This is a genomic window from Nocardioides sp. REDSEA-S30_B4 (genome assembly GCF_001627265.1).
Lineage (GTDB): Bacteria > Actinomycetota > Actinomycetes > Propionibacteriales > Nocardioidaceae > Nocardioides.
Map to the genome: position 1 here is coordinate 1 of NZ_LUPI01000049.1, position 16,236 is coordinate 16,236.

19 protein-coding genes, 1 tRNA gene and 1 pseudogene are annotated in these 16,236 nt (G+C 68.7%); 10 read left to right on the forward strand and 11 right to left on the reverse strand.

The window, feature by feature from the left end; genetic code table 11:
* Nucleotides 1-630 precede the first annotated feature (630 nt).
* From A6R01_RS10810 to A6R01_RS10825, 4 genes are all read left to right on the forward strand, one after another.
* A complete protein-coding gene (locus A6R01_RS10810; protein WP_292605718.1) occupies nucleotides 631-852 on the forward strand; it encodes a hypothetical protein in 222 nt (73 codons plus the stop codon).
* Nucleotides 846-1,028 (forward strand): YegP family protein, encoded by a 183-nt coding sequence (locus A6R01_RS10815; protein WP_292605720.1) that lies wholly within the window; start codon nucleotides 846-848, stop codon nucleotides 1,026-1,028. Before A6R01_RS10810 ends, A6R01_RS10815 begins: the two co-directional genes overlap by 7 nt.
* A 43-nt stretch (nucleotides 1,029-1,071) precedes the next feature.
* Entirely contained in the window at nucleotides 1,072-1,386 is a 315-nt protein-coding gene (locus tag A6R01_RS10820; protein WP_292605722.1) for a hypothetical protein, read from the forward strand.
* 149 nt (nucleotides 1,387-1,535) lie between these two features.
* On the forward strand, nucleotides 1,536-3,227 hold the full coding sequence (locus A6R01_RS10825; RefSeq protein WP_292605724.1) for an SIR2 family protein: 1,692 nt from the start codon (nucleotides 1,536-1,538) through the stop codon (nucleotides 3,225-3,227).
* Between the two features lie 380 nt (nucleotides 3,228-3,607).
* Here the strand turns inward: A6R01_RS10825 and A6R01_RS10830 are convergent, their stop codons facing one another.
* Nucleotides 3,608-4,483: a nucleoside triphosphate pyrophosphohydrolase family protein gene (locus A6R01_RS10830; protein WP_292605726.1), complete on the reverse strand. Its 876-nt coding sequence runs from the start codon at nucleotides 4,481-4,483 to the stop codon at nucleotides 3,608-3,610.
* Nucleotides 4,484-4,580: 97 nt separating this feature from the next.
* Between A6R01_RS10830 and A6R01_RS10835 the strand changes: the two genes are divergently transcribed.
* From A6R01_RS10835 to A6R01_RS10850, 4 genes are read left to right on the forward strand one after another with little or no spacing between them, the layout of a single operon-like run.
* Nucleotides 4,581-4,859, forward strand: a complete 279-nt coding sequence (locus A6R01_RS10835; protein ID WP_292605728.1) for a hypothetical protein — start codon at nucleotides 4,581-4,583, stop codon at nucleotides 4,857-4,859.
* Nucleotides 4,856-5,239 carry a helix-turn-helix domain-containing protein gene (locus A6R01_RS10840; protein WP_292605730.1) on the forward strand — a complete coding sequence of 128 codons (384 nt, stop codon included), beginning with the start codon at nucleotides 4,856-4,858 and terminating at the stop codon, nucleotides 5,237-5,239. The genes A6R01_RS10835 and A6R01_RS10840 overlap by 4 nt, the downstream gene beginning before the upstream one ends.
* Before the next feature lie 5 nt (nucleotides 5,240-5,244).
* Nucleotides 5,245-6,186, forward strand: a complete 942-nt coding sequence (locus tag A6R01_RS10845; RefSeq protein WP_292605732.1) for an ImmA/IrrE family metallo-endopeptidase — start codon at nucleotides 5,245-5,247, stop codon at nucleotides 6,184-6,186.
* Complete coding sequence (locus A6R01_RS10850; RefSeq protein WP_292605734.1) at nucleotides 6,183-6,971, forward strand: hypothetical protein; 789 nt, start codon at nucleotides 6,183-6,185, stop codon at nucleotides 6,969-6,971. The genes A6R01_RS10845 and A6R01_RS10850 overlap by 4 nt, the downstream gene beginning before the upstream one ends.
* Here the strand turns inward: A6R01_RS10850 and A6R01_RS10855 are convergent.
* Nucleotides 6,964-8,028 (reverse strand): nucleotide kinase domain-containing protein, encoded by a 1,065-nt coding sequence (locus A6R01_RS10855; RefSeq protein WP_292605736.1) that lies wholly within the window; start codon nucleotides 8,026-8,028, stop codon nucleotides 6,964-6,966. The two genes, A6R01_RS10850 and A6R01_RS10855, sit on opposite strands and share 8 nt — an antisense overlap.
* 537 nt (nucleotides 8,029-8,565) lie before the next feature.
* Between A6R01_RS10855 and A6R01_RS10860 the strand changes: the two genes are divergently transcribed.
* Nucleotides 8,566-9,675: a tyrosine-type recombinase/integrase gene (locus tag A6R01_RS10860; protein WP_292605738.1), complete on the forward strand. Its 1,110-nt coding sequence runs from the start codon at nucleotides 8,566-8,568 to the stop codon at nucleotides 9,673-9,675.
* Between the two features lie 106 nt (nucleotides 9,676-9,781).
* Here the strand turns inward: A6R01_RS10860 and A6R01_RS10865 are convergent.
* The 8 genes from A6R01_RS10865 to A6R01_RS10900 form a co-directional block, all read right to left on the reverse strand.
* Nucleotides 9,782-9,857 (reverse strand) — tRNA-Ala (locus A6R01_RS10865).
* Nucleotides 9,858-10,022: 165 nt separating this feature from the next.
* Nucleotides 10,023-10,556, reverse strand: coding sequence for a hypothetical protein (locus tag A6R01_RS10870; protein WP_292605740.1), 534 nt, complete (start codon nucleotides 10,554-10,556; stop codon nucleotides 10,023-10,025).
* Entirely contained in the window at nucleotides 10,550-10,834 is a 285-nt protein-coding gene (locus tag A6R01_RS10875; protein ID WP_292605742.1) for a hypothetical protein, read from the reverse strand. The genes A6R01_RS10870 and A6R01_RS10875 overlap by 7 nt, the downstream gene beginning before the upstream one ends.
* Before the next feature lie 306 nt (nucleotides 10,835-11,140).
* Nucleotides 11,141-11,695 (reverse strand): GNAT family protein, encoded by a 555-nt coding sequence (locus A6R01_RS10880; protein WP_292605744.1) that lies wholly within the window; start codon nucleotides 11,693-11,695, stop codon nucleotides 11,141-11,143.
* Between the two features lie 65 nt (nucleotides 11,696-11,760).
* Nucleotides 11,761-12,249, reverse strand: coding sequence for a MogA/MoaB family molybdenum cofactor biosynthesis protein (locus A6R01_RS10885; RefSeq protein ID WP_292605746.1), 489 nt, complete (start codon nucleotides 12,247-12,249; stop codon nucleotides 11,761-11,763).
* Nucleotides 12,246-12,722 (reverse strand): cyclic pyranopterin monophosphate synthase MoaC, encoded by a 477-nt coding sequence (gene moaC / locus A6R01_RS10890; protein ID WP_292605748.1) that lies wholly within the window; start codon nucleotides 12,720-12,722, stop codon nucleotides 12,246-12,248. Before moaC ends, A6R01_RS10885 begins: the two co-directional genes overlap by 4 nt.
* Nucleotides 12,719-13,963, reverse strand: a complete 1,245-nt coding sequence (gene glp / locus A6R01_RS10895) for a gephyrin-like molybdotransferase Glp (RefSeq protein ID WP_292605750.1) — start codon at nucleotides 13,961-13,963, stop codon at nucleotides 12,719-12,721. The genes moaC and glp overlap by 4 nt, the downstream gene beginning before the upstream one ends.
* Before the next feature lie 7 nt (nucleotides 13,964-13,970).
* Nucleotides 13,971-15,353, reverse strand: a complete 1,383-nt coding sequence (locus A6R01_RS10900; protein ID WP_292605752.1) for a UTP--glucose-1-phosphate uridylyltransferase — start codon at nucleotides 15,351-15,353, stop codon at nucleotides 13,971-13,973.
* A 22-nt stretch (nucleotides 15,354-15,375) separates the two neighbouring features.
* Here A6R01_RS10900 and A6R01_RS10905 point away from each other — a divergent pair, with 22 nt between their 5' ends.
* Nucleotides 15,376-16,005, forward strand: a complete 630-nt coding sequence (locus A6R01_RS10905; RefSeq protein ID WP_292605754.1) for a 5-formyltetrahydrofolate cyclo-ligase — start codon at nucleotides 15,376-15,378, stop codon at nucleotides 16,003-16,005.
* Nucleotides 16,006-16,110: 105 nt separating this feature from the next.
* Here the strand turns inward: A6R01_RS10905 and A6R01_RS10910 are convergent.
* Nucleotides 16,111-16,236 (reverse strand): annotated as a pseudogene (locus A6R01_RS10910) (IS30 family transposase); the annotation flags it as partial.

A 16,236-nucleotide genomic window follows, 5' to 3' on the forward strand; every position in this document is an offset into this window, starting at 1 on the left:
GGGTGACGACGTCGCAATCGACATCTTCCCTGCTCAGGAGGGCACCTCGTTCTACGCCACGCTCACAGAGCCCGACGCAGCCGGTGGATCAGGGCTCAGACCGCGAGACCGATGCTCGCCAAGTATCAGACAAAGACGACGCTCCATGGAGGAGCCCGGACCACATCCTGAGTTCCTCTCACCTACGCGTAGTGCGAAGCAGGCCGTCCGAAAAGCGGACGGATGGCGTCAGGTCGCGAAACAATGAGATGTCCGAATCCCGCGGAACCGGCCCGCGTACTGCCGTCTGCGCGCTGGGCGAGATGTTCGAACCGCTATTCACGACGTTGGCAGGATGGACATCGAGAAGGTCGCCGCCGGTCCGGAAGATTGTCGTCCTCCGGACGCTCGGTCCCGCTATGACGTGGGTCCCTTACTCGTCAGTCACCGCTACCACCGGGGCGGAATCGCCCTAGCCTTCGGCCGAACTGCAGTAGCAACTCCCAAGCTGCCGACAGCAGGTGAACTGGCCTCCGTCCCTCCCTTCCTCAGGAGGCCAGTGAGCGTGGGCCTGATCCACCAAATCGCTGTGCTCCCCGGTGGATCAGGCCTTCCGCGCCCGAGACAAGAAGCGTCTGGAAGTAGGAACGTGTGAACGCGACCCACGTGGCGACCATTCCGCCCGACCTCAGCCTCAAGTTGCTGGACGCGGTGCTGGGCGCTCTCAAGGCCGCCTTGCTTCAGGTCGGCGCAGAGCGGGTGTGGGTCGCAGACGGTCCTGCGCTCGCGGTGATGGTCGACCTTCCGAATGAGCCCACCTCGGAACTCGCCACGAACCCGCGCAGCGAAGCCAAGGAGCACGTGCCGTGTTGAAGATCGCCGGGCTCTTCGAGGTCTATGAGGAACGCGGTGAGCACCACTGGGTGCTGCGGGACTGGGACGGCCAGATCATGGCGCGCAACGGCGGGTACATCACGCGAACCGGCGCCATCGCAGATATCGAACGCCTCCGTGTCACCGCACTCACGGCAAACGTCGTCGAGGTATGAGACATGCAGACGCCTCCCGTGCTGTGCGCCCACGGTCGTAGAGGTGACTGAGATGCGATTGCTCGCTCAGCAGCAGCGCCAGGTAGCAACCCTCGAGGAAGTTGCGCGGCGCGCTGTCCGTAACGGCACACCGACGGAGCTAGCGGTCACCGAAGTGCGCAGGATCACCGACGACCCAGTGCTGCTCGGTCTGGCAGCCGGACGTGCCAGGGGCAGATGGAGCGCGATCCCGCTCTTCCAATCCATTGGGCAGGAAGTCGCCGAACTGCTGATCGAGGCCGGCGCCGATCAAGACGTCTACACGATGACCGCGTCCTCGGTCGAGCGTCGGCTGCGTCGACACGTGGGCCGGGACTGAACTCACGAGGCTCGGACCTGCCACCTCACGCGCAGGCCTCGACTTGCTGTACGTGGGCTGGACCAGTCGGATACCCGGAGCGACGTCCGACCCAGGAGCGGCGTATCTGCGCCCTCGCGTGCGCATCGTTTGGTATTCAACATCGGACCTTGGCAGTTCCGGAAACAACCGTCGCCGATATGCGGCAAAGTGACGCGGGTTCGCTGATCGCCGTTGCTCTTTGCAACGTCCCGCCGGTGTCCATCTTGTCGCCGGACGTCCAAGCTGAGGGGCGGCGTGGCGGTGCTAGCGCGGTGTGCGCGCGCGTGACACCATGTGTCGCCGTCCGCATCGACTTCGTCGATCGGCAGGGTCGAATGACGGGGGAGCCGATGCCGGTACCTGACCTGCGTTCAGGTAGTTCACTGCGCGCCGCAGCCGAGGCGATGGCCGAAGGCCCGATCGCGTACCTGCTCGGCGCCGGCGCATCGGTATCGGCGGGTCTCCCCGGTTGGGGCGAGCTCCTACGGCGCCTTCTCGCCGAGCGTGGCCTCGAAGACGCCGCCATCTCAAGGCTGCTGCAGTCACAGGACAACTTGCTTGTGGCTGAGGCGGCGTTCGCGCCGGGCTCTCGCCGACGCACCCGCGAGAAGCAGATCTTCAAGGCGCTGTACGGGACCGCGGACATCGACGAGGCGCGCCGAGCGTTCACGCCGTCAAAGTTGCACGCAGCGGTCGCTGCAGACGCGCTACGCCGCGGTGAGCGAGACACATCCATCATGACGTTGAACTACGACGACCTTCAGGAAGAAGCACTCGTCCAGGAGATCACCAACCGGCGCCGCCGCGATCCGTCCGAGCGCGTGCACGCTCGATCTGACGCCACCAACCGCGCCTCGAGCCAACAGTTCGAAGTTCACCACCTGCACGGACTGTTGCCCCGCCAATCTCTGGCAGCGCCTGGCGACGAGCTCGTCCTGACCCTCAGTGACTACTCCCGGCTTATCGACAACAGTTGGCAGCGCGTCCAGGTCAGCGGCGCTGTCCAACATGGCCCTACCCTGATGCTGGGTACCAGCTACAGCGACCCAGACATCCGCACCTGGCTAGGCGCTCTCAGCAAGTACGAACGACGGGAACTGCTCGCGGTCATCTCCCGACCCGCGTTCGGCATCAGCCGTGCCCAAATGGACAAAATCCGCCCTGTCGTCGAGGCCCAATGGAAGCGAGTCGGGGTGCAAGTTCTGGTCGTCGACGATTTCGCCACGCCGACCCAGATCGTCCGCGAGCTCGGTTACGTCAACAAGCCCGACTACGCTTCGCCGACCGACCGCGTTGCCGGCCTTCTTCAGCGCCGGCTCGCGGATTTCGCTGCCAACCAGGACGCTGACACCCACGAACTCACGACCCAAACGAAGCGCTTCAAGGCGGCGCTTGGAGACTCGGCGATGCTGACGCTCTGGCTCCACGATGGCGCCGACCATCTCGTGCGATGGGCAACATCAGATCGGACGTATCGAGACCCAGCTGCGCTGCGTCGAATTGACGTCAATCCGGACTCGGCCTGGATCGTCGCTCGAGCGGTGTGCAACGACACCGAGGTCATTCGCGACATCGATGTGCGCACGGCCGAGCTTCGCGACTCTGGCGCGGTCGCTGACACCGGCATCACCACCGGCCGGTGGGTGAGTGTGGCGGCCCGTCCGCTAGTTGTGACCCTGCCGGGGGGCCCCGCAGTCACCGTCGGAGCGTTAAGTGTCGCCTCCTCCGTCGCCACAGACGATGTCGACATTTCACTACTTCAGGACGCTCTCGATGTCACGTGCAGGCGGTGGCAAACACGACTGGGATCGGCCCCGTGATCCCGGGAGTCAACGCCACCCCATCGGGTACGCTGGATCTACGGAAGGGGACCATGTGAAGAACCAAGCTCGGCGCTCGAACGACCTCGTTGTCCGCAAGATCGACGCTGGCACGTGGTCGGTGCAGAAGAAGGCCGTCCCAGGGTTCCGCCTCAGCAAGAGCTCAAACGTTCCGACTCCTTCGCCCGCCGCTAAGCGGCGGTCGAAGGGCTGAGAACTTCGAGCCCCGCAGCGCGCCGGGCTCCCCTCAATCCGCCACATTGATGCACCTGCGAGGTGCGACCCGGGTGTAGATGGCCTTGCGGTTGTGCCGGGGATTGGTGTGGGCTCCTAGTCAAAATGATCGGCGTGCGGTTCGTAAGTCGCTCCTATCAAGGGACCTACCCGTCCTCTCGCATGCGGAAGCTCAGTTTCCTGGCATCGGCGTCGAAGTCGACGAAGCCGCCGTTGTTCGCATGGAGCTGCCGGAACATCTCGAACCCATCGATGATCGCGCGCTCGAAGTCGGAGTGCTTGCGCGAGCCGACCTCTAGCCCGTGAGTCATCAACACGATCGAGTCGAGGAACTGCTGGTCGAGCCGGGTCACGCCGTCGAGGAACTCGTGGCGGGCGGCATAGGCGAACGCGAACGCCGCAACGCCTTCTTCGATGACGATGGCACGGCCACCGTCCTCGCTCTCGTCGATGTCGGCGTCTGACTTTCGCTTGCACTTCATGAGGGCCCGGGTCACCGGCGACCAGCCCAGGACGGTGGCGTATGCGAGGTGGAAGGCGTCGTGGAACCGATACCCGTCATCGGCAAGCGCGTTGTCCGTCAGCTCTGCACCGAGTACACCGCCATCGAACATGACCGTGATCGTCTTCCTGCCCTCACTGTTCACTCCCGGGATGAACTCATATGTTCCCTGGCGGGGAAGTCGCTCCCGATCGGGGAAAGTTGAGTCGTAGGGGTCCGCGTCTCCGAGAAGCCAACGGCCGCGGGTCTTGTCGAGGTTGGTCATCGCCACCTCGTCGAGGTTCAGGCCAAGATGGTCGGCGATCGTCGCGAGGTACCACAACGCGTCGCCGATCTCCTCGCGCATACGCAGCTTGAATGCGACGTCGGCCGCCCCGTCCCTGATGTACTTCTTGTACGCCGCAGCCACCGAGCCGGCCTCCCCAGCCAGGCCGAGGAGATGCACCGTCATGTCCTCGAGCTCCTTGCCCGGCCGCTGGTCGGTCTCGCGGATGCTCCGCTGGTAGTCACTGAACTTCATCCGGTGTGCTCCTTGTTGGATTTTTAAGCAACGTGCCCTAGTATCAGACAGGTCGTGAAATCGCGCAAGGGGTCGACTTTTCTGGCAAGGAGTGAGGATGACCAAGGAAGACATCGAGTGGCTGATCATTGAGCTTCTCGCCGAAGACAACGCACGCGACGCCGCTGACCTGCTTCAGGAGTTGACCGCGGCGGGGGCGAACATGCCGGTCGACTCGCTGCTGGCTGCCGAGGTCCTGGCTCGCGTCCAAGAGCAGTGCGAGGTTGAGTTGCCTACTAGTGCCGAGACGGCTCGCGCGCTGCGCTCAGTCAAGACGTTCGCTCAGGCCGTGTGGGACCTGTTGCCCAAGGAGCAGTCAAAGGCGGCCACCGCGTGAGCAATGATGACTCCTCCGGCCCCGGCGCCCTCGACGACGCTGCCGGTGACCTTGACCAGGACTCGCTGGGTCAGCGCTTGCGCCAGATTCGGAAGTACCTCGGGTTGTCGCAGCAATACGTGACTGCGGCGACCGGCATCTCGCGGTCGGCTATCTCGGAGATTGAGCGTGGAAACCGGAAGGTCGACAGCCTGGAACTGCGCAAGTTCGCGCGCACCTACCAGACGTCGGTCGGGCGGATCCTCGGAGAGGTCGACGAGGCCGAGGGCGCGTTCTCAGCCCTCGAGCGAGCGATGGTCGGGTTGACGCCGCAGGACCAGGACGAGGTGCTCAGGTTCGCCGAGTTTCTCAGCCACAAGCGCGCCCAGGGCGGTGGCTGACGGTCATGAACTGGGCGATGGCTAACAGGCTCGGGCACATCGCGGCGACGAAGGCGCATGGCCGCCTCGGCGTCGACGTGTCTGCGTACCCAGTCAATGTGAGCAAGGCGATCGACGATGCCGGACTCGCGCTGATGCGGCGACCGATGCCCCGCTTGTTCGGCGTTTACATCGAAGCCAACGGCAACCGCGGCGTGATGGTGAACTCGAACATGACGAGGGCGACACGTCGGCACACCGCCGCACACGAGCTCGGCCACCACGAGTTCGAGCACGGTGCCGACCCGGGCCGCGAGTGCTCGATCGAGGTGCCTACACCAGCGACCGCAGGGGCGTCCCCGAACCGTGCAAAGGGGCGGATCGGGGCGCAGGGCCAGGTGGAGATGTGTGCCGAGGCGTTCGCAACCTGGTTTCTGATGCCGCGACGTGCAGTTACGGCCGCGATGGAAACGCTCGGCATCCAGCGCGTTTCCTCGCCCGTCGACTCGTACCGGTTGTCGTTGCTGTTGGGGACGACGCATCGGGCGACTTGCCGTCACCTTGTGAACCTGCGGATGGTGGCCCAGGATGACTGCGAGAGCTGGGCTCGAGTTCAGCCGGGTCGGCTCAAGCGAGCTCTGGCGGCCGAAGGTGGGGTGACCTTGGCCACCACCTTCGACATGGACGTGTGGGATCTGCGCAACGTCACCGGCGCCAGGGTCGAGGCGTCTGTCGGTGACCTGCTCGTGCTGCCCGCCGCCCTGACCGTTGCGGCCAAGGGCGTCGCCGGCCTGGCTGTCGTTGCCGCCGGTGACTCGACGGTCACCGTCGAGTGCGTTGCGGCCGTGAACCTCACTGACCTGTTGGGTTCGACCGCCGGCTTCACCGTGGTCGTGCACGACCGCCCTTTCGGCCTGTACCTGCCGGCCGTAGACCTGAGCTTGGGAGAAGTGGAGCTGACCTCATGAGAACCACCCTGGTCATCGAGGGCGTCAGCCTGTCGGAGGCGTGGGCGCGCACTGTCATCGAGCTGGCCGCACAGGACAAGCACCGGGCTTGCCACGTGATCACGCGCATCGCCGACCCGGCCCGCGAGGATGCCCGGATCCGCGAGATGGCCGATGGCATCCTGGCCGAGCGGGGGCTAGATCCGGTCAGCACGGTCGCGAACACTCTGTTCCCGGAGGCGATGGCCCGCTCGACGCCCGATCCGGAGGCGCTCAGAAAGAGGTACTTGGAACTGCTTCCCATGCTGAAGCACCTGGACAGCGACAACTCCCGTGGCACTTACTTCGAGCGTCTGGTCAACTATGAGACCCCCGGGGGGCACCTGAACCAGCTCGCCGAAGTGGTGCGGCGGCTCAAGCAGGAGTCGGCAGTCGCCGCGACATCTACCACCGGCGCGAAGCACGCACGGTACGAGGTCGGGATGGAGCAGCTCAGCGCCAGTCTGCCGGTCCTAGAGGCGGAACACGACACCAACCCGATCGGGTTCCCGTGCCTGACGCTGCTCTCGTTCCAGCTCGACGATGGACGCGTGCATGCGATCGCGCACTACCGCTCGCAATACCTGTTCCAGCGCGGCTACGGGAACTACCTGGCCGTCTGCAGGCTGCTCTGTTACGTCTGCGAGCAGGCCAACCTGGCCCCAGGTGAGGTGACCATCGTTGCTGGCTACGCCCAGGTCGACAGGCACCGCAAGTCCAGCGTCCAAGTGCTCGAGAACCACCTCAGTACGGACCAGCTCATGTGACGTCGTGGGGGTGTCGGGCCCGGGAGGAGTTGATACCCCACTTCGGCGGGAACCAGCTCATGGTTATCGGACCCGCTGGTGCGAACTTTTGCTTGATGCGCGAGCGGCCGCTGACGCCGGCGACGGTCGGATGAGCGACCCGAGAGTACTTGTCGACCTCGCAGAAGAGGTTCTGGCAGTCGATTAGCTGCAAGGGCCTGCCGTTTAGCCCCTTGAAAGTCAGGTCGAGGCGCTCGAACTGCTCGTCTTGGGTCTCGGCCATGTACGCGATGATTTCCGCTTCGATGCCAGCAGCGTCAGCGCCGAAGCACTTTCGGATTCCGTCCTTCGCGCCTGGGCCGGCGACCACGTAGTCCATCTCGTCGAAGTGGAGACCCGCGCTGTAGTTCAGGTCGATGACGTACTGGAACGCCAGGAAGTCGCCGATGCCAGGTTGCGCCCGGAGCAGCTCGAAGGCGTCCTTCATCGTGGCAGCTGCTGCCAACGCGTCCGGCAGGTCGGCGGTCATCATGTCTCGGAGCAGCCGAAGGTGATTCGTGTGCTTACGCTCAGCCCCGAGCTTCGGCGGCGCCATGACGTATGCGGCCGAGTAGATGCGAGTGCCGGCCTCGAAGCTGCGCGAGAGTAACTGGTCGTACGCGTCAAGGTCGAAGCTGCTCCAGCTCGGTGTCTCGCCAAGCCCGCGTAGCAGCATTTCCCAGGTCTCGACCTTGTTGAACAACTTGAACAACAGGGTCCGGAACACCACCTCGTCAAACTCCTGACTGCCGGAGTAAATGACGTCAGAGATGAGGTACTGGCTGACGCGGTCCGCGGCGCGGTAGCAGTTGGTGAACCGGTGCTCACGCAGAATGGGATCGTCGGTCCATGGGCCGTCGGCGCCATTTAGTCGGGCGTTGTAGATGTGCTGTCGGCGGCTCGCGAAAGTCCAGTAGGTATCGAAAACTTCAGTGGGACGTAGACGCCGCCCGGCGACGACGACTTCAGCCCGGTCGGCGGCGACCGGGTTCGCCTTCGTTCTCGTCACTTGCGGCCGTTCGAGCGCCTCAGCCAGCATGCTTGGCATCATCCCACCAACCCCAGACGTAACAAGACTTGCGTCCCGGCTCCGCGTGGCGGCGCCTGCACAACCCTCGTGGGGCAAGCATTCGGGGCGGACGAGCGAGCGTCATAGTGGGCGCTGAGCAGCGCGCACGAACCCAGCGGCACGGCGGTCTCGGCGACGAGAGTCGGGAGCAACCGGACAGCGAGTCTCATCCTCAGCTGCGAAGGCAACGCAGGAATTCCACAGGCGACATTGATCGCTCGGCGAGGCTTCGCGTTCTTAGGTGACCATCAATGGATCGTGGGCGGCGCCAGCCGCCGCCCCTGGTGGTCGGAGGTGACCAGATGGAAACGGTGGAGGAGATCCTCACCAGCAGTGAAGTCGCCAAGTGGATTCGGGTGTCGGAGTCGACGTTGTGCCGGTGGCGGCAGCGAGGGATGGGGCCGCGGGTCACGTGGATGACACCGACGTGCCCGCGGTATCGGCGGCTGGACGTCGAGCAGTGGCTCGCACGGGCGTCGTAGGCGCACCACGAGGAGGGACGCCGACATGATCGAGAAGACCCCCAACGGTCGGTTCCGAGCCCGGCTGAAGAGTGGCCGGCAGTTCGTCACCAGCCGCACGTTCGACACCAAGCGGGAGGCGAGTGATTGGCTCGCACGCGAACGAGCGTCGCTCGCCGGCGGGGTTGATCCACGCACGGGACGGCGTCTCGTGCGGGCGCTGCTGGAGGAGTGGCTGATCATCCGAGAGTTCACCGTGGCCGCCAAGACCTATCGGACGGACCAGGCCCTGCAGCGGCTGGTCCCGACGGGGATGCAGGCCATGCAGGTGGCGGCCGTCTCCGAGCGCGAGGTGGCACGTTCGTTCGAGACGCTGATCCAGGGCGGTCTCAGCGAGCGTTCGGTGGTCCGGTACCGGGCGAGCCTGTCCAGCTTCTTCGCCTGGTGCGTGCGGGAGAAGATCATCGTGCGGAACCCGGTGACCGGGACGAAGGTCCCCCGGTCGTCGGAGGAGCCCACCGAGATGCGGCCGTGGACCGAGGCCGAGCTCGAGGCCGCCTATGAGCGGTGGCGCGAGCACGACCCGCACCTGGCCGACGTCCTACTGGTGCTCGGCTGGACGGGGATGCGGTGGGGCGAGGCACGGGCCGTGCTGGTCGAGGACGTGGTCGAGGTGCCGACGGCTGGCCTGCTGGTCCGGCGCTCGCAGACCGAGGGAGGAGCGGTGAAGGCGACCAAGGGCCGGCGCGGGCGCCGGGTGCCGGTGGCCGACCGGATCCTGCCGATCATCCGGCGGCTCGTCGTCTCCAAAGAGCCGACCGACCTGCTGCTCACCACCGCGGGCGGCGCCCGGCTGCACCGCACGGCGGTGCTGCGGACGGTGAAGTGGGACCGGACGGGCGGGGGCCGAAGGATCCACGACCTGCGGCACACCGCGGCGTGCCTGTGGCTGGCACGAGGGGTGGACCCGGGCACGGTCCAGGCATGGATGGGCCACGAGTCGATCGCCACCACCAACCGGTACCTGCACTTCCTCGGCACCTCGGCCGACCAGGCGGGACTCGACCGGCTCAACGACCCAAGCCGGGGCCCCAACCGAGACCCGAACCGTGGCCTCCAGCGAGCGACCGAACGGCCGGGGGTACGCCGGGGGTAAGCGGACGGGCTGTCGCCGCGAACTCCCCCGGTGTCAGTCGCCCGCCGTCAGAGCTAGCAAATGCGAGAACCCGCAGGTCACAGCGACCTGCGGGTTCTTTGGTGCCTGGTGGAGCTGAGGGGATTCGAACCCCTGACCTTCTCATTGCGAACGAGACGCGCTACCAACTGCGCCACAGCCCCAGGTACTGCTCGATGTTGCTGGTGTTGCCCTGCGCCCGTGGGCGCGGTGGCACACGTTAGCACCGGCGGATCGGGCCGACCGAATCGGTGTGGACCCGTCCTGCGACCCATCCTGCGACCCGTACTGCGAGCCGTCCTCCGAGCGGGCCCCGACCGACTGGGGGGTCAGCTGCCGACGGCCCGCTCGGGGGTCTCCTCGCCCTCGTGACGGGCGCGCTCCTCGGCCTCGCGGACCAGGGCCGCGTCGGCGTCGGTGCGACCCGAGGTCCACACGCCCGTGGCGTCGAGGTCGATGGTGCGCACCGAGCGGCGCTCGGCTGCGGGCTTGGAGACGTAGGTCGGCAGGGTGACCGGCACGGGGTTCCACAGGCCCGGCGCGGCCGGGTCGGGCACGTGCGGGTCGGGACCGGCAGCCGGCTCGGCCAGCGGCGCCTCGACGACGGCGACCTCGGCGGTGTCATCCGAGAGGGCCTCGGGCTCCTCGTCGACCACGGCCGCCTCGGCCTGGGCCGCGACGGGGACGGTGGGGATACGCGAGAGCGGGCCGGAGACGCCGCGCTCGCGACGCACCATCAGCCGGCAGGCGACCAGCCAGGCCACCATGAGGGTGCCCGGGATCGCGACGTAGGGCCACGCGAGCACCGAGGCCGCAGCGAGCACCACGACTGCGACCAGGCCCAGGGTGAGCGCGATCAGCACCCGACGACGGCGACGGGCGGCGCGACGAGCGGCCTCCCGGCGTACGGCGGGGGGCAGCGGCTTGGGGGGGGCGCCGAGGGGGTGCGTCCGGGGGTGACGACCAGACGGGAGGAGGTGCGGCTGACCGGCTCGCGCCGGGCCAGGACCCGCATCGTGTGGGAGAAGCGGTCCACCGATCGGCTGCGCACGACCTCGTCATGGTGCTTGAGGGCCTGCGGGACCAGGTAGACGGCCCAGGCCACCGCCAGGGCGACGAAGATGAAAGGGCTCAGGTCCACACGCGGAAGGCTAGGCGGGCTAGCGCAGGGTGGTGCGGATGTCTACCCGTGTGTCGCAAATTGCTGGTGTGACTGGTGAGGTTCGAGACCCCCCAGCATGCTCGACCGGACCGGACGGAGAGGACCCGTCCGGACCCGCCCAGGGAGGAGCGGGTCCGGCACCTGCTCCAGGGAGGCGCAGGCGGTGGGTCCTGCCCCCCATGGTCGACGTCCGGAGGACCCCTGACCAGCCTTTTCGCACGTCCGGTCCCGACTCCGAACAAGTCCGGACATCGGACCGCCACGGTCCGCCCAGCGGTCCGGAAATCAGGCCTCGGCGCGCAGCCTGGAGACCAGGCTGCGGACGCCGAGCTCCTCGCGGGTCAGGGCGTAGAGACGGTGGTCGCGCCAGTCGCCGTCGATGTGGAGGTACTTCGGTGCGTAGCCGATCTCCCGGAGCCCGAGCTTCTCGACCACGCGCAGGGAGTTGGTGTTCTCCGGACGGATCGCGATCTCGACCCGGTGCAGCCGCACGACCTCGAAGAGGTGGTCGATGACGAGCGCCACCGCCAGCGGGACGATGCCGCGACCGGCGCACCGCTGGTCGATCCAGTAGCCCACCGAGGCGAACCGCGCCGACCCACCGACCACGTTGTTGACCGTCACCTGGCCGGCGAACGCGCCGTCGACCTCGATGACCAAGGGGTACGTCGTGCCCTGGCGCGCCTGCGCGCGCAGCCGGCGCACGAGCGCCCCGAAGGAGGAGGGCTTCTCGGTCGACCCCGGCGGGACCGTGGCGTCCCACGGGATCAGCCAGCCCGCGTTGCGACGGCGCACCTCGCGCCAGTCCTTGGCGTCGGTGAGCCGCAGGGGACGCAGCACCACGTCGGGTCGGGCCGGGTCGGACAGCCGGACCGGCCAGGCCCCGCGGGGCGGCCGGAGCGCGCTCAGTGGTCGCTCCCGACGACCTGCTCGACCGCGTGGCGCAGCACCGGCTCGAGGACCGCGAGACCGTCCTTGACCCCGCCGCGCGAGCCGGGGAGGTTCACCACCAGGCAGTCGCCGGACACGCCGGCCACGCCGCGCGACAGCATCGCGGTCGGGACGCCCTTGGCCACGCCCTGGGCGCGGATCGCCTCGGCGATGCCGGGCACCTCGCGGTCCAGCAGCGGCCGGGTCGCCTCGGGGGTGCGGTCGGTGGGCGTGAGGCCGGTGCCGCCGGTGGTCAGCACGACCCGAGCGCCCGCGGCCACGGCCGCGGCGATCGCGTCGCGGACCGGGTCGCCGTCGGGGACCACGGCGGGTGCGTCGACCTCGAAGCCCCAGCCCCGCAGCGCGTCGACGATGAGGGGGCCGGTCTCGTCGGCGTACACCCCGGCCGCGGCGCGGTTGCTGGCGACCACGACGGCTGCCGGCAACGGCAGCGACTCGCTCACGTCCGGGTCCAGTCGCCGGAGCGGCCGCCGGACTTCGCCTCGACGCGCACGTCGGTGATGACCGCGGCCTTGTCGACGGCCTTGACCATGTCGATGACCGTGAGCGCGGCGACCGTGACGGCCGTCAGCGCCTCCATCTCCACGCCGGTACGGTCGGTGGTGCGCACGGTGGCGGTGATCTCGACGGCGTCGTCGGCGACCTCGAGCTCGACGACGACCCCGGAGATCGCCAGCGGGTGGCACAGCGGGACGAGCGCCGGGGTCTGCTTGGCGCCCATGATCCCGGCCAGCCGGGCCACGGCGAGCGCGTCGCCCTTGGGCACGCCCTCGCCGCGCAGCAGGCCGACGACCTCGGTGGAGACCAGGACCCGGCCGGTGGCGGTCGCCGAGCGGGCCGTGACCGCCTTGTCGGAGACGTCGACCATCCGGGCGGCGCCCTGCTCGTCGACGTGGGTGAGCCGCGGCTCGGTCATGACGCTCCACCGTCCAGTCCGGTGTCGAGGGGCAGCACCGAGACGCTTGCCCCGGCCTCGAGTGCGGTGACGTCCTCGGGGACGACCACCACCGCGTCGGCGTCGGCGAGCCCGCCGACCAGGTGCGAGCCCGGCCCGCCGACCGGGCTCACCGTGCCCTCGGCGGTGTCGAGGTGGGCGCGCAGCAGCTGGCGGCGGCCCGGCGGCGAGGTGATCGCGTGGGTCAGCCGCGCGCTGACCTGCGGGCGCGACCACGGGGTCAGGCCCATCATCTTGCGCAGCGCGGGCAGCACGAACAGCTCGAAGGAGAGGTACGCCGACACCGGGTTGCCCGGGAGCGTGAAGATCGGCACCCGGGCGTGCCCGACGTGCCCGAAGCCCTGCGGCTTGCCCGGCTGCATCGCGACCGGTCCGAACCAGACCGTCCCCAGCGGGCGCAGTGCGGCCTTCACCACGTCGTAGTCCCCCATCGAGACCCCGCCCGAGGTGACCACGACGTCCGCGCGGACCAGCTGCTCCTCGAGCGCGGCGAGGAAGGCCTCGGGCTGGTCGGGGACGATCCCGACCCGGTAGACGACCGCGCCGGCACGGCGGGCGGCGGCGGCCAGCAGGAAGGAGTTGCCGTCGTGGATGGAGTCGTGGCCCAGCGGCTGGCCGGGCTCGCGCAGCTCCGAGCCGGTCGAGAGCACCACCACGCGGGGCCGGTGGCGCACCGCCACGCGGGCGTGGCCGAGCGAGGCGAGCAGGCCGAGCTGACGGGGGCCGAGGACCGTGCCGGTCTCGAGCACCAGGTCGCCGGCGCTGACGTCCTCACCGGCGCGGCGGACGTGCTGGCCCTCGGTGGGCGCCCGCTCGATGCGCACGTGCTCGGCGCCGCGGTCGGTCCACTCGTAGGGGACGACCGCGTCGGCGCCGGCCGGCACCGGGGCGCCGGTCATGATCTTGGCCGCGGTGCCCTCGGGGAGCTCGCGCAGGTCGGCCGCACCGGCCCCGATCGCGCCGACCACGGGGAGGTGCACCGGCGCGTCGGCGCTGGCCGACACCACGTCGGCCAGCCGGACGGCGTACCCGTCCATGGCGGAGTTGTCGAAGCCGGGCAGCGACACCTCCGCGGTCACCGGCTCCGCGGCGGCCAGGCCCAGCGCGTCGAGCAGCGGCTGGCGGGTGACGTCGAGGGGCGCGACGGCGGCCAGCACCCGCTCGAGGTGCTCCTCGACGGCGATCGGCTGCTGGTCGGCCATCCGGGGCTCAGGCGTCGCCGCTGAGCACGGCGCCGGCGTCGACGCGCTTGCCGGCCCCGCCCTCGACGGTGACCTCGCCGATGACCTCGACGCCGTGGCCGAAGGTGACGTCGCCCTCGACGGTGAGCTTGGTCGCCTTGCGCAGCGACGGCGCACCCTCGGGGAACCGCTTGTCGAACTCGCCGACGAGCTTGAAGACGTCGGCGTCGAGGTCGACGAACGGCACCTCGCCGGCGACCTGGTCGAGCACGAAGTCGCCGCCGATGTCGTAGACGTCCGAGCGCAGCACCAGCAGGTCGTTGGTCGTCTTGACCGGCACGAACCGGTCGCGGCCGACCTCGATGAGGGTCGCGCCCTCGAAGACCTCGATCGCGGCACCCATCGCGGTCTCGACCTGGATGACCTCGGGGCTGGACTTGTCGCCCGGGTCGACGGTCTTGACGTTGCGGATCAGCGGCAGGCCGAGGATGTTGTCGCGCTGGTCCATGACGTCCTTCAGCGCGCGCAGGTCGACCCACAGGTTGTTGGTCGAGCAGTAGCGGTGCCGGTCGAGGTCGGCGAGCGCCGACTTGTCCTCGTCGAGGGTCTGCGCGGTCTCGCGGAGCACGAGACGGCCGTCGTTCTTGCGGCGGGCGAAGTGGCCGCCCTTGCGGTCCGACGGGGTGCGCCGCACGGCCTCGATCGCGAAGGGCGCACCGGTCTGGGCGAACCAGCCGGCCAGCCGCGGGTCGGGCACCGCGCCGAGGTTGTCGGAGTTGGAGACGAAGACGCGCTCGTAGCCGGCGGCCAGCAGGTCGTCGAGCAGGCCGGTGCCGACCAGCGCGGTGTAGATGTCGCCGTGGCCGGGCGGGCACCACTCGAGGTCGGGGTCCTTGGGCCAGCTGACCGGGGTGAGGTCCTTGGTCAGCAGCTTGGGCTCCTTGTTCTGCAGGAACTCCAGCGGCAGGCCGGCGACCGGGAGGTCGTCGTAGCGGGCGACGGCCGCCATCGTGTCCTCGGAGGTGCGGAAGCTGTTCATGAAGATCAGCGGCAGCGGCGCCTGACGGGTCTCGCGCAGGTGCAGCACCTGGCGGCAGATGATGTCGAGGAAGTTCATCCCCTTGCGCACGCACAGCAGCGACTTGGCGCGGTCCATGCCCATCGAGGTGCCGAGGCCCCCGTTGAGCTTGATGACGGCGGTCGTGCGGATCGCTGCCTGCGCGGTCTCGTCGTCGACGGTGACGTCGTCCAGCGACTCCATGTCGACCGGGTCGATCGTCGACTCGGGGATCATCCCCGTCTCACCGTGCTCCAGGAGTCGGTAGTAGTGGGCGAACGTCTCGATCGCCACCTCGTCGACGCCTTCGGCGACCATCTTGTCGCGCGCGGCCTTCAAGCCCGGGGAACCCATGACTCGATCGTAGGGTCGTCCCGTGCCGCCCGCGCAAGTTCCCCCACATGGTGACCCTCCGCCCACTCCCGGCGGCGACCCGGTCGCGGCCGCCAAGACCGCGGTCCGCGACCGGATCCTCACCTCGCGACGGCGGCGGCCGCTGTCCGAGCGCCTGGACGTCGCCGCCGACCTCGCGCGGGTCCTGCTGGAGGCGCCGGAGGTACGCCGGGCGGCCAGCGTGGCGGCGTACGTCGGTGTCGGGAGCGAGCCCGGGACCGGCCCGCTGCTCGCGGCGCTGCTCGCCGCCGGCAAGCGGGTGCTGCTGCCGGTGCTGCTGCCCGACCTCGACCTGGACTGGGCGGTGCACACGAGCGACGCGGACCTCGGGTCGGCCAGCCGCGGCCTGCTCGAGCCGACCGGTCCGCGCCTGGGCGTCGACGCCATCGCCACCCCCGACGTGGTGCTGGTGCCCGGCCTGGCCGTCTCCACCACCGGGTTGCGCCTGGGCCGCGGCGGCGGCTCCTACGACCGGGCGCTGACCCGCGTCCCGGTCGGCACGTTCACCTGCGTGCTGCTCCACGACGACGAGGTCGACCTCCACGTCCCCGCGGCCCCGCACGACCGACCCGTCACCGCCGTCGCCACCCCCAGCGGGATCCGCCGCTTCTGACCCTCGCTGCTCCGTCCGCCGAGAAGTCACTCACGCACGGCCCACCCGTCACTCACGCACGGCGTGCGCCAGCGACCTCTCGGCCGTGCGCGAGCGACGGCGGATTCAAGGGGTGGTCGCAACACCTTTGGATTGGTCTTCGGCGAGCAACTTAGCGAAGACCTCTGCTGGGGTGTGGAAGCCGAGTCGTTTGCGGGGGCGGTTGTTGAGCTGTTTGGCGATGGCGTCGAG

Coding starts and splice junctions, on each gene's coding strand:
- A6R01_RS10830 (WP_292605726.1), bottom strand. CDS start 4,483: ATGAAGTTCAGTGACTACCAGCGGAGCATCCGCGAGACCGACCAGCGG.
- A6R01_RS10835 (WP_292605728.1), top strand. CDS start 4,581: ATGACCAAGGAAGACATCGAGTGGCTGATCATTGAGCTTCTCGCCGAA.
- A6R01_RS10845 (WP_292605732.1), top strand. CDS start 5,245: ATGAACTGGGCGATGGCTAACAGGCTCGGGCACATCGCGGCGACGAAG.
- A6R01_RS10850 (WP_292605734.1), top strand. CDS start 6,183: ATGAGAACCACCCTGGTCATCGAGGGCGTCAGCCTGTCGGAGGCGTGG.
- A6R01_RS10855 (WP_292605736.1), bottom strand. CDS start 8,028: ATGCTGGCTGAGGCGCTCGAACGGCCGCAAGTGACGAGAACGAAGGCG.
- A6R01_RS10860 (WP_292605738.1), top strand. CDS start 8,566: ATGATCGAGAAGACCCCCAACGGTCGGTTCCGAGCCCGGCTGAAGAGT.
- moaC (WP_292605748.1), bottom strand. CDS start 12,722: ATGACCGAGCCGCGGCTCACCCACGTCGACGAGCAGGGCGCCGCCCGG.
- glp (WP_292605750.1), bottom strand. CDS start 13,963: ATGGCCGACCAGCAGCCGATCGCCGTCGAGGAGCACCTCGAGCGGGTG.
- A6R01_RS10900 (WP_292605752.1), bottom strand. CDS start 15,353: ATGGGTTCCCCGGGCTTGAAGGCCGCGCGCGACAAGATGGTCGCCGAA.